The sequence below is a fragment of the Kocuria rosea subsp. polaris genome (genome assembly GCF_001483755.1).
GTDB classification, from domain to species: domain Bacteria; phylum Actinomycetota; class Actinomycetes; order Actinomycetales; family Micrococcaceae; genus Kocuria; species Kocuria cellulosilytica.
In genome coordinates, this window is record NZ_LQBK01000021.1 from 43,922 (window position 1) to 58,013 (window position 14,092).

Annotated in this window: 12 protein-coding genes, 1 pseudogene and 2 riboswitches; of the genes and pseudogenes, 9 read left to right on the plus strand and 4 right to left on the minus strand. The window is 74.4% G+C overall.

The genetic code is table 11. The features are described 5' to 3' along the window. Positions 1–20: 20 nt before the first annotated feature. From AVL61_RS10275 to thiE, 3 genes are all read right to left on the minus strand, one after another. Positions 21–932: a VOC family protein gene (locus AVL61_RS10275; RefSeq protein ID WP_058874237.1), complete on the minus strand. Its 912-nt coding sequence runs from the start codon at positions 930–932 to the stop codon at positions 21–23. Between the two features lie 235 nt (positions 933–1,167). Beyond that, the gene (locus tag AVL61_RS18185) at positions 1,168–2,223 is read right to left on the minus strand and encodes a hypothetical protein (RefSeq protein WP_058874238.1); all 1,056 of its coding nucleotides are present in this window, start codon (positions 2,221–2,223) and stop codon (positions 1,168–1,170) included. A 76-nt stretch (positions 2,224–2,299) separates the two neighbouring features. Then, positions 2,300–2,929 (minus strand): thiamine phosphate synthase, encoded by a 630-nt coding sequence (thiE, locus tag AVL61_RS10285; RefSeq protein WP_231738374.1) that lies wholly within the window; start codon positions 2,927–2,929, stop codon positions 2,300–2,302. Positions 2,930–3,049: 120 nt separating this feature from the next. Then, positions 3,050–3,153, plus strand: a riboswitch (TPP riboswitch). Between thiE and AVL61_RS10290 the strand changes: the two genes are divergently transcribed. The 7 genes from AVL61_RS10290 (at position 3,149) to AVL61_RS10320 (ending at position 11,377) form a co-directional block, all read left to right on the plus strand. Next, a complete protein-coding gene (locus AVL61_RS10290; RefSeq protein ID WP_082697077.1) occupies positions 3,149–4,630 on the plus strand; it encodes an FAD-dependent oxidoreductase in 1,482 nt (493 codons plus the stop codon). Its footprint overlaps the riboswitch before it by 5 nt. Next, a complete protein-coding gene (thiS, locus tag AVL61_RS10295) occupies positions 4,627–4,866 on the plus strand; it encodes a sulfur carrier protein ThiS (RefSeq protein ID WP_058874239.1) in 240 nt (79 codons plus the stop codon). Before AVL61_RS10290 ends, thiS begins: the two co-directional genes overlap by 4 nt. 1 nt (position 4,867) lies before the next feature. After that, on the plus strand, positions 4,868–5,740 hold the full coding sequence (locus tag AVL61_RS10300) for a thiazole synthase (protein ID WP_058874240.1): 873 nt from the start codon (positions 4,868–4,870) through the stop codon (positions 5,738–5,740). Beyond that, positions 5,737–6,912, plus strand: a complete 1,176-nt coding sequence (moeB, locus tag AVL61_RS10305; protein ID WP_197412683.1) for a molybdopterin-synthase adenylyltransferase MoeB — start codon at positions 5,737–5,739, stop codon at positions 6,910–6,912. Before AVL61_RS10300 ends, moeB begins: the two co-directional genes overlap by 4 nt. Before the next feature lie 156 nt (positions 6,913–7,068). Continuing rightward, a riboswitch (SAM riboswitch) is annotated at positions 7,069–7,163 on the plus strand. A 105-nt stretch (positions 7,164–7,268) separates the two neighbouring features. Further along, on the plus strand, positions 7,269–8,582 hold the full coding sequence (locus tag AVL61_RS10310) for an acyl-CoA dehydrogenase family protein (RefSeq protein ID WP_058874242.1): 1,314 nt from the start codon (positions 7,269–7,271) through the stop codon (positions 8,580–8,582). Positions 8,583–8,585: 3 nt separating this feature from the next. Then, complete coding sequence (locus AVL61_RS10315) at positions 8,586–10,010, plus strand: MFS transporter (RefSeq protein ID WP_082697078.1); 1,425 nt, start codon at positions 8,586–8,588, stop codon at positions 10,008–10,010. After that, the gene (locus AVL61_RS10320; protein WP_058874243.1) at positions 10,007–11,377 is read left to right on the plus strand and encodes an LLM class flavin-dependent oxidoreductase; all 1,371 of its coding nucleotides are present in this window, start codon (positions 10,007–10,009) and stop codon (positions 11,375–11,377) included. The genes AVL61_RS10315 and AVL61_RS10320 overlap by 4 nt, the downstream gene beginning before the upstream one ends. A 227-nt stretch (positions 11,378–11,604) precedes the next feature. Here the strand turns inward: AVL61_RS10320 and AVL61_RS10325 are convergent, their stop codons facing one another. Continuing rightward, the gene (locus AVL61_RS10325; RefSeq protein ID WP_231738372.1) at positions 11,605–12,822 is read right to left on the minus strand and encodes an NAD(P)/FAD-dependent oxidoreductase; all 1,218 of its coding nucleotides are present in this window, start codon (positions 12,820–12,822) and stop codon (positions 11,605–11,607) included. 396 nt (positions 12,823–13,218) lie between these two features. Between AVL61_RS10325 and AVL61_RS18435 the strand changes: the two are divergent. Both AVL61_RS18435 and AVL61_RS18440 read left to right on the plus strand, forming a co-directional pair. Next, positions 13,219–13,512: pseudogene (locus AVL61_RS18435) on the plus strand (recombinase family protein); the annotation flags it as partial. A gap of 110 nt (positions 13,513–13,622) precedes the next feature. Beyond that, complete coding sequence (locus AVL61_RS18440; RefSeq protein WP_231738373.1) at positions 13,623–13,850, plus strand: helix-turn-helix domain-containing protein; 228 nt, start codon at positions 13,623–13,625, stop codon at positions 13,848–13,850. Positions 13,851–14,092: the final 242 nt, after the last annotated feature.

The window sequence follows — 14,092 nt, forward strand, 5'->3', positions numbered from 1 at the left end:
CACCCGTGCGCGGAGGGGCCTCAGGCGGCGACGCCCACCTGGATCAGGGTGTTCCAGGGGTCCTCGAAGCGCAGCACGGCGCCGTCGTGCCGGGTGGGGACCCGGTGGTCCGCGAGCCGGGCCTCGAGGGCCGCGACGTCGTCGGCGCCCGGCAGGTCGATGTTGACCTGGCCCAGCCCCAGGGAGGCCGCGCGCGGGCCCGCCCCGGCGCTCTGCCAGGTGTTGAGCGCGATGTGGTGGTGGTAGCCGCCGGCGGCGATGAACAGCGCGGAGCCGATGTCGCTCATCACCTCGAAGCCGAGGACGTCCACGTAGAACTGCCGGCCCAGCGGGATGTCGCCCACCTGCAGGTGGACGTGGCCCAGGGTGGCGGGCGGCGCCGCCGGGCGCTGCCCGTCCTGCGGGACCAGGTGCTCCTGCAGGAAGCCGTTCGGGTCCAGCGGGTTGGAGGCCAGCGTCAGGAGGCCGTTGGCCTCCCGCCGCCACGTGTCGCGGGGGCGGTCGGCGTAGAGCTCCACGCCGTTGCCCTCGGGGTCGTCGAAGTAGAAGGCCTGGCTGTAGAGGTGGTCGGCGCTGCCGGTGAAGGAGCGGGGCGCCACGGTCGCCACGGAGGCCAGCGCCGCGGCCAGGGCGGGCTCGTCCTCGAAGACCACCGCGGTGTGGAACAGCCCGGCCTGCCCGCGGCGGGCCGGCGGCAGCTCCTTGACCTGGCGCAGCCGCACCACCGTCCGGCCGTCCCGGCCCAGCACCGCGGTGTCCCCGGAGTGGGCGAGCACGTCGAGGGTGATGGCATCCGAGTAGTAGGCGACCATCGTGCCCAGGTCGCAGACCAGCAGCTCCACGGCGCCCATGCGGGTGCCGGCGGACAGCAGGTCCTCGGCGGGACGCCTCGTCAGGCTCTCGGGGGCGGGGTTCTGGGGAAAGATCGGCATCTCGGGGTTCTCCGTCGGCGTGGGCAGCGCATTGGTTGATGTGTCCCCAATGCTAGCCCGAGAAGCTTTCCGAGGCAAGTAAATGGTCGGTAGGACTCTCCGGGGGCCGCCCGGTCACGGGCGCGGGCGCCGTGACCGGGCCGCCGCGCCGTCCGCGCTCGCCGCGGCCCGAGCCGCGCCGGAGCCACGGCGGACCCGTGGCGGCCCCGTGGCAGCCCCGTGGCCGGAGGACCGGTCAGAGGACGAAGATCAGGGCGGCGATGACGCCCAGGATCACCAGGAAGACGATGCCCCAGGCCTTGAGGTTGTCGGAGTCGTCCTCCTCGGGCTCGGCCGGGCGCGGCGGCCAGCCGCCCGGACCGGGGCCGAACACCGGTCCGGAGGGTCCCTGCCCACCCGCTCCCGGTCCTGCGGGCGTTCCCTGCTCGGCGCCGTGCCCGGGAGCGCCGTACTGAGGGGCGCCGTACCCGGGTCCGCCGTATCCCGGTGCGCCCTGACCGGGAGCCCCCTGGCCGGGGTACTGCCCGGGCGGCGGGGGAGCCGGCGTCGCGGGACTCACGCCCCACCGCGGCGCCTCGGGCGGGTCCGCGGGCGGGGCCTCCGGTGGCGGCGACCCTGCGCCGGGACCGCCCGCCGCGGGCGGCGCCGGGGCGGGCGGCGGTCCCGCGACCGGGCCCGGCGTCGGCGGCAGGGCCTCGCCCGAGAGCACGGGGCCGTCCTCGCGGTGGCCCTTCTCCGCCTCGGTCAGCAGGGTCACGAACTGCTCGAGCGGCTCGGAGCCGTCGTGCTCCCGCGCCAGGAAGCGCTCGGCGCGGCGGCGCACCACCTTGTAGACGCGCCCGTCGTCGGGAACGCCCAGGTCCCGGGCGGCCCGCGCCACGGCGAGCGGGGGCTGCTCCGGCAGGGGGTTCGTGCCCCACTCCAGGAGCCCGGTCAGCAGCGGGCGCTCGAGCACCGAGGACAGCGCCGCCCGGGCGCCCGGCACCCGGGTCAGCTCCAGCAGCCCGCTCGGCGGGGCGGACGGGCACCCCGGCACGTCGCTGGGCAGCCGGGCCGCGCGCTCCAGCCAGAAGGTGTCGCCGAAGAGGGTGGCGAGCAGCACGGCCGCGGCCAGCCGGTCGTCGCCCGGCGCGGCGTCCTCCGGGGCGCCCTGCTCCCAGTGGGTGCCGAGCGCGCGGCGGGCGGGCTCACCGGCCAGCCGGACGCGCAGCTGCACGTCCTCCGGGCCGCGGGCGGTCTCCGCGGGACGCTCCACCGCGTGCCGCACCTGGGGGTCGAGCTCGGGGTCCATGGGCCAATCCTCCGTCGTCGTCCGTGGGTCCATGCTCTCAGAACGTGCTGAGCGCAGGCGGGGAGCCGGGGAGGGATCAGGCGGGGAGCAGGCTGCGCAGCTGCCCCGCGGCGACCCGGGGATCGGGGGCCTCGGTGACGGCGCGGACGACGACGACGCCGCGCGCCCCGGCCGCCAGCACCTGCGGGAGCCGCGGCTCGTCGATGCCGCCGATGGCGAACCACGGCACGGGCAGGATCTCCGGGTCCGCGTCCAGCCGGGCCTCCGTGAGCTCGGCGACCGCGCGGACGAACTCCAGGCCGGTGGCGGGGCGCCCCGGCTTGGTGGGGGTGGCCCAGACGGGGCCCGTGCAGAAGTAGTCGACGTCCGGATCCTCCAGCGCCTCCCGGGCCTGACCGAGGTCGTGGGTGGACCGCCCGATCAGCACGTCGGGGCCCAGCAGCTGCCGGGCCTGCGCGGGAGAGAGGTCGTGCTGGCCCACGTGGAAGACGTCGGCGCCCACGAGGGCGGCGATGTCGGCGCGGTCGTTGACGGCGAACAGGGCGTCGTACTCGGCGGCCACCCGGCCCAGCAGCCGCAGTGCGGCGATCTCCTGGTCCGCGTCGATGCTCTTGTCCCGCAGCTGGACGATGTCCGCGCCCCCGGCGTACGCCGCGTGCAGGAACTCCTCGAGGTCGCCCCGGTCCCGGCGGGCGTCCGTGCACACGTACAGCCGGGCGGCGTGGAGCGCGGCCGTCCGGGCGTCGCGCAGGGAGGAGTCGGCGGGGACGGAGTCGGCGGGGGAGGAGGCGGCACGGGTATGCTGGGTCACACGCTGATGATAGGTCAGCGGTTCTGCGGGAGCCCCACCGGGGGCTGAGAGGGCGTCCAGCGCCGACCGCCACACCTGATGCGGGTCATGCCGCCGTAGGAAAGGACAGCCCGAGTGACGTCTGCGCACCCCGCCCCGGCGACCGCGCCCCATCCCCTGGTCGAGCAGCCCATGCACGTCCGGGCCGACGTCGTCGTGGTCGGCGCGGGGGTGATCGGCCTGGCCACCGCCTGGGAGCTGCGCCGCCGCGGCCGCTCCGTGGCCGTGGTGGACCCCGAGCCGGGCTCCGGCGCCAGCCGTGCCGCGGCCGGGATGCTGGCCCCGGTGAGCGAGGTGCAGTACCAGCAGGAGCCCCTCTACCCCCTCATGACCGCCTCAGCGGCCGAGTACCCGGCGTTCGTGGCCGCCCTCGAGCAGGCCGCCGGCGGGACGGTGGGCCACCGGGCCACCGAGACCCTGGTCTGCGGCGTGGATGCCGCCGACCGGCAGGCCCTGGCGGACCTCCGCGAGCTGCAGGCCCGGCACGGCATGACCGTGGAGCAGCTGAGCCTGCGGGCCGCCCGGGCCCTCGAACCGGCCCTGAGCCCCCGGCTGTCCGCCGCGTTCCGGATCCCCGACGACCACCAGGTGGACCCGCGCGGCCTCGTGGCCGGACTGCTCGCCGCCCTCACCGCCCCGCAACCCTCGGAGCCTTCCGAGTCCGCTCAGCCCCCGGAGCCCCCGGAGCCCCCGGCATCCCCGGGATCCTCCCGGACCCCGGCTTCGTCGGAATCCCCGGAATCCTCTGAATCTCCGGGGCCCCCGCGGTCCCCGGAGGGCACCGGGCTCCCCGGCCTCCCGGGCGGGCGCGACGGCGGCCCGGCCCGCCTCGTCCACGGCCGCGCCACGGGACTGCGCCGCAGCGCCGAGGGCGCCGTGACCGGCGTCCGCCTGGCCGACGGCGGGATGGTCTCGGCGTCCTGGACCGTGCTCGCCCCGGGGACCGGCCTCGGCGACTTCGAGGAGCTGCCGGAGGGCTGGCACCCGCCCCTGCGCCCGGTGCACGGGGACATCCTGCGCGCCCGGGCCCCGGACGGAGCGCCCGAGCTGCTCGAGCGCACCGTCCGCGGCCTGGTGCACGGGACACCCGTCTACCTGGTGCCCCGCACCGACGGGACCGTGGTGATCGGGGCGACCTCCCGCGAGGACGACCTCGCCGGACCCAGCGCCGGCGGCGTGTTCCGGCTGCTGCGCGACGCCCAGGCGCTGGTGCCCGGCGTCGCCGACCTCGAGCTCGTCGAGGTGCTGGCCCGCGCCCGGCCCGGCACCCCGGACGACATCCCGTACCTGGGGCGGGTCCGCGACCCGGACGGCACGCCCGTGCCGGGGCTCGTGGTCTCCACCGGCTACTTCCGCCACGGCGTCCTGCTGGCCCCGCTGGCCGCCCGGCTCGCCGCGCAGCTCGTCGCCGGCGGCGCCGGGCCGGACCCCGGCGCCGACGCCGAGCACCTCGCCACCACCGACCCGCACCGCTTCGACCGCCCCGTCGAGGCCCGTCGAGGGGACCCCGCCCCGGCCGCCGCCGGGCCCGGCCCCGGGAACAGGAGCACCCGATGACCGCCATCATCCTCAACGGCCGGCCGCACACGGCGGCGGAGGACGCCACCGTCGTCGACCTCGTCGCCGAGACCGTCGGCCGCGCCCTGGGCCCGGACGGCGCCCCGCGGGACGGCGGGCGCCTCGGCGTCGCCGTGGCCGTGGACGCCGCGGTCGTCCCCCGCAGCCGCTGGGCCCGCACGCCCGTGGCCGAGGGCCAGGCCGTCGAGATCATCACCGCTGTCCAAGGAGGCTGACGTGACCCACCCGCACCCCCACCCCATACACGACCCGCTGGTGCTCGACGGCACGGAACTGTCCTCCCGGCTGATCATGGGCACCGGAGGCCTCAGCTCGCTGCACACCCTCGAGCAGGCGCTGCTGGCCTCCGGCACCGAGCTGACCACCGTGGCCCTGCGCCGCTACGCCCCCGGCCAGGGGGACTCGCTGTTCGCGATGCTCGAGCGCAACGACATCCGGATCCTGCCCAACACCGCCGGCTGCTACACCGCCCGGGACGCGCTGCTGACCGCCGAGCTCGGGCGGGAGGCGCTCGAGACCGACTGGGTGAAGCTCGAGGTCATCGCCGACGAGGACACGCTGCTGCCCGACGTGGTGGAGCTCCTCGACGCCACCGAGCAGCTCGTGGCCCGCGGCTTCAAGGTCTTCGCCTACACCTCGGACGACCCGGCCGTGGCCCGGCGCCTCGAGGACCTGGGCGCGGCCGCGGTGATGCCCCTGGGCGCCCCCATCGGCACGGGCCTGGGCATCCTCAACCCGCACAACATCGAGCTCATCGCCTCCCGGGCGTCGGTGCCCGTGGTGCTCGACGCCGGGATCGGCACCGCCTCCGAGGCCGCCCTGGCCATGGAGCTGGGCTGCGACGCCGTGCTGCTCGCCAGCGCCGTCACCCGCGCCCAGGACCCGGTGGCGATGGCCACCGCGATGCGCCACGCCGTGCTCGCCGGCCGGCTCGCCGCCGGGGCCGGGCGCATCCCCGCCCGCCGCCACGCCCACGCGTCCTCGCCCATGGCCGGGCGGGTCGGCACGGACGCCCCCGACGACGGGCGCGCCGCCGGCTCGGCCGACGTCCCGCGCGGTGACTGGGCACCCGTGGGGGAGCGGCCGTGAGCCCGCTGCCCCCGCTCGTAGCACCCGGCCCCGAGCTGACCCGCGAGGAGCTCGAGCGCTACGCCCGGCACCTGACCCTGCCCGGGATCGGGCCGCTGGGCCAGCGCCGGCTCGGGAACGCCCGGGTGCTCGTCGTCGGCGCCGGGGGACTGGGCGCCCCGGCCCTGCAGTACCTCGCGGCGGCGGGGGTGGGGACCATCGGGATCGTCGACGACGACGTCGTGGCGCTCTCCAACCTGCAGCGCCAGGTGGTGCACACCACCGCCGACGTCGGCCGGCCCAAGGCCGTCTCCGCCGCCGAGGCCGTCACCGCGCTCAACCCGCTGGTCGAGGTCCGCACCCATCCCGTCCGGCTGGACGCGGACAACGCCGTGGACATCATCCGCGGGTACGACCTCGTCCTGGACGGCGCCGACAACTTCACGACCCGCTACGTGGTCAGCGACGCCGCCGCCCTGACCGGCACCCCCTGCGTGTGGGGCTCCATCCTGCGCTTCGAGGGCCAGGTCAGCGTCTTCTGGGCCGGGCACGGACCCACCTACCGGGACCTCTACCCCGAGGCCCCGCCGGACGGCGAAGTGCCCAGCTGCGCCGAGGGCGGGGTCTTCGGCATGCTCCCCGCGACCATCGGCTCGGTCATGGTCACCGAGGCCGTCAAGCTCGTCACCGGCACCGGCGAGCCCCTGCTCGGGCGGGTGCTGCTGCACGACGCGCTCGCGATGACCTGGCGCGAGATGCGCCTGACCGCGGACCCCGCGGCCGCCCCGGTCACCGCGGTGGCCCGGCCCGCCGCCGGCTGCGCGCTGCCCGGGGCGGACCCCGCCGAGACCGTCGGGGCGGCCGAGCTGGCCCGGCTGCTCGAGCGCCGCTCCCGCGGAGAGGCGTCCTTCGCCCTGGTGGACGTGCGCGAGGACTGGGAGCGGGAGCTCGTGGCCATCGACGGCGCCGTGCCCGTGCCCCTGCAGAAGATCCTGGACCGCGGCGCGGACGCCCTGCCCCCGGAGGCCCGCGGCGCGGACCTCGTGCTGCACTGCAAGGCCGGGGCCCGCTCCGCGACCGCGCTCGCCGCGCTGCGGCCCTTCTACGCCGGGCGGGAGGAGCGGGTCCGGCACCTCGAGGGCGGGGTGCTCGCCTGGGTGGAGCAGGTGGCCCCGGACCAGCAGGTCTACTGAGGCGGTCCGCCGCACTCCCCTCCTTCCCCGGGCGGACGACCGGGTCGATACACCACTCCGGACGAGATGACCGTCTGTGACGCCGTCGTGACATCCGATGACGCGCACAGGTCATCGGCTGGCTCCGGACCCGGGTGGTCTGGTGCGATGTCGGACGTCCCATTCAGAGCGGCTGAGAGATCTGGCTCGACGACGCCGCAGCAACCCGCCCTCCCCCGGGGCCAGGGTGCTAAGGCCAGAACCGATGGAGATCCCGGATCTGCAGCCGGTCCCTGACGTCGGCGCCCGGCGCTGCCGTCACCGGGCCGGACCCTGGCGCGACCGGCACTCCTCGGTGCGACCGAGAGGACCACCGCATGACCCGCACCACGGACGAGAGGACCGCTGTCCGTTCCCGCGCCGGCACGAACCCCGCCGCCGGCCTGCCCCGGGACTACGCCGGGCTCCAGGAGCACTTCCGGCCCCTGTTCGCGGAGATCGCCGCCGGCTCCCTGGACCGGGACCTCCAACGCGTGCTGCCCCACGCGGAGGTCCGCCGGCTGGACCGGGCCGGCTTCGGCGCCCTGCGCGTCCCGGCGGCCCACGGCGGTCCGGAGGTCGGCCTCGAGGACTTCACCCGGCTGCTGATCGACCTGGCCGAGGCCGACTCCAACATCGCCCACCTCTACCGCTCCCACGCCGGCTTCGTGGAGTCCCTGCGCTTCCTGCCCCGGGAGCTCCAGGAGGTCTGGTACCCGCGGGTGCTGGCCGGGGCCACCGTGGGCAACGCCTCCACGGAGAAGGGCGGCAACGCGCTCGGCACCCTGAACACCGTGCTGAGCCGGACCGCCGGGGGCTGGGAGCTCACCGGCCGGAAGTACTACGCCACCGGCTCGGTCTTCTCCGACTACACCCGCGTCTCGGCCGCCCTGGACGGCCAGGACGGCCGCCGCTTCGCCGTCGTCCCCACGGACGCCGAGGGCGTCACGCTCGAGGACGACTGGGACGGCTTCGGGCAGAAGCTCACCGGCACCGGCACCGCGGTCTTCGACCGGGTGCGCGTCCCGGACGACGCCGTGCTGGACCGCACCGCCGGCAGCGCGGAGGCCGTCCACGAGGCCGCCTTCTTCCAGCTGGTGCTGCTGGCCGTGCTGGCCGGCATCGCCCGGGCCGCCCGGCGGGACGCCGTGGACACCATTGCCGCCCGCCGGCGGACCTTCAACACCGGGCTCGGCCTGCCGTTCCGGGAGGACCCGCTGATCCAGGAGGCCACCGGACGGATCTCCGCCAAGGCCTTCGCCGCGGAGGCCACCGTGCTGCACGCCGCCCGTGCCCTGGACGCCGGGATCGCCGCCGCCGCCGCGGCCGGCGCCGACCGGCCGGAGTTCACCGGAACCCTCCCGGCGGCGCTGCACCAGTCCGAGATCGCCGTGGAGCACGCCCAGGTCACCGTGCCGGAGCTGGCGCTCGGCGCGGCCCAGGACCTGTTCCTCACCGTGGGCGCCTCCGCCACGTCCACGGCCAAGGGGCTGGACCGGCACTGGCGCAACGCCCAGACCGTGGCCACCCACAACCCGATCGCCTTCCGTGCCCGCGCCCTCGGCGACTACCTCATCAACGGCACCCTGCCGGAGGGCCTGAACGCCATCGGCGACGCGAAGACCCCCGCCGACCGAACCCCAGGAGCCTGACCCATGACCACCACGAGCACGGCCGCCGCGGGCCGCAGCAGCATCGTCCACGGCAAGAAGCGCGTCCTGGCCTCGGCCTTCGCCGGCACCACCATCGAGTGGTACGACTTCTACCTCTACGGCACCGCCGCCGCGCTGGTCTTCAACGTCCAGTTCTTCCCCATGGCCACCGAGGTCGGCGGCATCGTCGCGTCCTTCGCCACGCTCGCGGTCGGGGTCATCGCCCGGCCCCTGGGCGGGATCATCGCCGGGCACCTGGGCGACCGGATCGGCCGCAAGGCCCTGCTGGTGGCCTCCCTGATGCTCATGGGCGTGGCCTCCACCCTGATCGGGTTGCTGCCGACCTACGAGGTGATCGGCTGGTGGGCCGTCGTCGGGCTCGTGGTCCTGCGCATCCTCCAGGGCCTGTCCGCCGGCGCCGAGTGGGGCGGCTCCGCGCTGCTGAGCGTGGAGCACTCACCGGCCCGGCACCGCGGGTTCTTCGGGTCCTTCACCCAGATCGGCTCCTCGGCCGGCATGCTGCTGGCCACCGGGGCGTTCTTCATCGTGCAGAACGTCATGAGCGAGGAGCAGTTCGCCGCCTACGGCTGGCGCATCCCCTTCCTGCTCTCCGCCCTGCTCGTGGCGATCGGCCTGTGGATCCGCCTCGGCGTGGCCGACGCCCCGGAGTTCCTGGCGCACCGGGCCTCGGGCAACGTGGCCACCGCGCCCCTGCGGGAGCTGCTGACCCACCACCGCCGCCCACTGCTGGTCACGATCGGCCTGCGCCTGGCCCAGAACGCCGTCTACTACCTGGTGACGGTCTACATGCTGACCTACCTGCGGGACGTGCGCGGGGACAGCGCCGCGGGCGTGACCGCGGTGATGATCGCCTCGGCCATCGGCCTGTTCTCGACCCCGTTCTGGGGCTGGCTCTCCGACCGGGTGGGCCGCAAGGTCGTCTCGGTGACCGCCTACGCGGCGATCGGCGTCTTCGGCTGGGTGCTGTTCGCCTTCCTCGACACCGGCCCGCTCGCCCTGCTGCCGCTCGTGGTGATCCTGGGCATCAACCTCGTCCACGACGCGATCTACGGGCCGCAGGCGGCCTGGTTCGCCGAGCAGTTCCCGGTGCACGTGCGCTACTCGGGGGTGAGCTTCGGCTACCAGGTCGGCACCGTCCTGGGCGGCGGGCTGATGCCGATGATCGCCGCCCTGCTCTTCGCCGCCGGCGGGGGCACCCCGTGGCTGATCGCCGGCTACCTCTCCGGACTGGCGGTGCTCTCGATCGTCGCCGCCCTGGCCGCGAAGGACCCCGCCCGCGAGCAGCGCGGCACCGAGCTCACCGACCTGCACGACATCCGCAGCGCCCTCGGCGCGACCCGAGCCGCCGACGCCGGGACCACCCCCGGGACCACCCCCGAGACAACCCCTGCGAGGAGCACCGTATGAGCCGCCCCCTGCTGCTGAACGCCTTCGACATGATGGTGCCCGTGCACCAGTCACCGGGACTGTGGCGCCACCCCGAGGCCGGGGTCACGCGGTTCGACACGCTCGAGTACTGGACGTCCCTGGCTCGCACCCTCGAGGAGGGCGGCTTCGCCTCGCTGTTCCTGGCGGACATCCCCGGCGTCTACGACGTGTACGGCGGCGGGACCGAGGCCACCGCCCGCGGAGGAGTGCAGTACCCGCTGCTCGACCCGCTCGTCGCGGTGCCGGCGATGGCCGCGGCGACCGAGCGGCTCGGCTTCGGGGTGACCGCCTCGGTCACCTACGAGGCCCCCTACCTGCTGGCCCGCACCTTCGCGACCCTGGACCACTTCACCCGCGGCCGGGTGGCGTGGAACGTGGTCACCTCCTACCAGGACTCCGCCGCCCGGAACCTGGGCATGGACCGGCAGATCCCGCACGACGAGCGCTACGACCGCGCCGACGAGTACATGGAGGTCATGTACAAGCTCCTCGAGGGATCCTTCGAACCCGGGGCCGTGAAGGCCGACGCCGGCGCCGGGGTCTTCGTGGACCCCGACCTCGCGCACCCCGTCGGCCACGAGGGGACCTGGTTCTCCGTGCCCGGCCACGCGCTGACCCACCCCGGGCCCCAGGGCACCCCGCTGCTGTTCCAGGCCGGCGCCTCGAAGCGCGGACAGCAGTTCGCCGTCGACCACGCAGAGGCCATCTTCTTCATCGGCAACACCCCGCAGCTCGTGCGCCGGTGGACCGACGGGGTCCGGGCCGAGCTCGCCGAGCGGGGGCGGGCCGAGGACGCCGTGAAGACCTTCACCATGGCCACGGTGGTGGTCGCCGAGACCGATGAGGAGGCCCACGCCAGACTGGCGGGGTACCGCCGGCACGTGGACATCGAGGGGGCGCTGTCCCTGTTCGGCGGCTGGACCGGGGTGGACCTCTCCGGGGCGGACCCCGAGGCGCCGCTCGAATACGCGGCCACCGACGCCAACCAGTCCGCGCTCGCGGCGTTCACCTCGCTGTCCCCCGACCGGACCTGGATGGTGCGGGACCTGGCCGAGTTCGTGGCCATCGGCGGCCGCGGGCCCGTCATCGCCGGCGCCCCCGGCACCGTGGCGGACGAGCTGGAGCGCTGGCGCGAGGAGGCCGGAGTCGACGGCTTCAACATCTCGGCTGCCGTGCGGCCGGCGGACCTGGAGCGGTTCAGCACGATGGTGTCACCGGAGCTGCGGCGCCGGGGCCTGCTGCCGGAACCCGGCACCGTCCCCGCCGGCAGGACGCTGCGCGAGGCGCTGACCGGGGCCGGTCCGCGTCTGGCCGACGACCACCGCGGGGCCTCCTACCGCCGGTGACCGCTGGGCCTTCGAGGCACACCGCTCGACGGGTCCGTCGGACGGTCACTGTCCCGGTTCCTCGGCGCGGCGGAGTGCACCTGCCCCGGAGAGGGCGGAGCACTTCGCCGCGCCGAGGCGCAGAAGGCGACCAGCGGCCGCCGGGGAACGGATCATGGGGGTCGCGGGCAATCAGGTGCCATCGGAGAGGGGAACGAGGCGCCCCGGATGTGTCCACACATGGTCCACTAGAAGCCCCGGAGGATCACGTTCCAGTAGTCCCGGGGGAGGACCTCGAGGTCGAAGAACCAGGAGGCGCGGTTCGGGGCCAGCAGCGGCACACCGGGGATGCTGGGTGCCAGTTCGTTGTCCCGGTCGAACTCGGCCAGCACGGCCCGGCCCCGCTGCACCGTCACGGGGGTCACGGTGTACCCGTCGTAGAAGGCGGTGGGCTCCCGGCCATCGCGGGTGGCCAGGAGATTCTCGGTGAGGATCTTCGTCTGGTGGCGCAGTGCCCCGCCGGACGAGGTGGTCTCCAGCGCGGCAGCGTCCCCGCAGGCCCACACGCCGGGCACACGGCGGTGACGCAGGGTCTGTGCATCCACGTCCGCGTAGCCGGCCCAAGCGGTGCCCGCGCCCGGCGCGACGCCCAGTCCCGCGTCGGCGATCCAGGCCGGGGCCCGGTGGACGGGGCTGTGGTGCAGCAGGTCGTAGGGCAGGTCCCGGGGCGTCCCGTCGACCGTGGCCCGCAGCCGGCGGGAGCCGGCCTCGATCGACTGCACGTGGGCGCTCGTCAGGACCGTGATGCCGTAGCGCCGGACCCAGGGCTGCAGCACCCGGTCCACGTCCGGCTGGCCGAACACGGTGGCGGTGGGCGTCAGCAGGGTCACCTCGATGTCCTGCAGGACACCCTGGCGCTGCCAGTAGTCGCAGGCCAGGTAGAGGATCTTCTGCCCGATCTGCGGAGTGGGCGCCGGGCCGTCCGGGATGGTGAACAGCGCCCGGCCGCGGCGCAGCCCGCGGATCAGCTCCCAGGTCTTGGGTGCCAGCTCCACGGTGTAGTTGGTCGAGGCGTGCGGGCCGGCCATCGCCTCGGCACTGCCGGGGACACGGTCCCAGTCCGGGGTGGAGCCGGCGCAGATCACGACGTCCCGGTAGCCGATGTGCTCGCCGGACGACAGCGTGGCCGTCCGTGCTGCCGGATCCAGTGCCTGGACACGGTCCTGGACCCATCGCACGCCGCGAGGCATCACGCGGTGCTGGGCCCGGGACATCTGCCGCACGGTCTTCAGCCCGGCGCCCACGTAGGAGAGCATCGGCCGGTAGTGGTGCGTGGACTTCGGCTCCGCGATCACGATGTCCGTGATGCCCCTGCGGCGCAGTCGTGCGGCCAGCGAGATCCCGGCATTGCCGCCGCCGATCACGAGGACGTCAGTGGCGTGATCCGAGGGTGCAGTGGTCATCATGACTCCGTGGGACGAGGATGGCTCCACGGCCCCGAGCGGGGCCGCCCGACCATTCGACCACGAGCCGCGGCGCCCGCGCCCGAGCGGTGGGCATCCGAGGATTGAGAGGCTCCATGGGCGTCCATGTCGAGGAACTTGCCCGTCAGGACAGCTGATCGACGGTGCGATGCCGGTGCCTGTTCCGCCAAGGGTCCGGATGAAGTGGCGTCCTGTGTCCCATGGGATGCGAGACGTCTCGTCGAGCTCGAGGTGACTGTGCCACTTCCTTGGTAATGGGACGGCCGGCTTCCGAATCTCCATTCGCGGTCCGTAGTCGGCGAGTTGTGTTCCAGAAGTTGATTCAAAACTGTTGTCTCGTTTTCTTCGTACGGAACCGACTTTCAGTACGCTGAGCCGATGGATTTGGGGTACGCGCGGGTCTCGACGGCCAAACAGGACCTGGACCGGCAGATCGATGCCCTTCGGCAGGTCGGCATCGCCGCCGAGCGGATCTATGTGGACAAGAAATCCGGGGCCACCACCGACCACCCGGGTCTGACCGCGGCCCTGGCCTACGCCCGGGAGGGCGACGTGATCGTGGTGCACGCCCTGGACCGGCTCGGACGCACCGTGTGCGACACCCTGAACCTGATCCACGACCTCGCCGAGCGAGGGATCGGGGTGCGCAACCTGGCGGATCCAATCAAAGTCGACTCCACCAACCCGAGTGACCCGATGGTGCAGCTGGCGGTGGTGCTGCTGGCGTTGTTCGGGCAGATGGACGCACCTACACCCTCGAACGCACCGCCCACGCGGGGGCGGTGGCTACCGCGAAGGGCCGGCGGACAGGGCGGCCCTCGGTGGTGGACCCGGACAAGCTGGCCTACGCGGCGCACCTGCGCGATACCGGGAACACGATCGCGGAGATCGTGGTCAAGACCGGGATCGCCCGCACCACCCTCTACCGTCACCTGCCTCCCCGGGCGCCGGAGCCGGTGACCGCTGGGCCAGTGGCCACCGCTGAGCCCGGCCCTGGCTCGGTGGACTGACTCCTATGGGTCGCCGTAGGAGTGGCGTTTGTCGGTCCTGGTGATCTTCAGCAGCGCGTGGCCTCCCCAGGTTTGGAGTGCGACCAGGAGCGTGTACCCACAGTGTCTGCCCGGCGCTCTACAGATCCAGGGGTCTCACGATGAGGCGCAGAATCTTCGCCGCGAACTGCTGGTTGCGGGTTTGCAGGCGGTGCGCAGTCCCCTGCGTGTCAGGGTGAGTTGAGTCCAGTGGTTCACAGCAA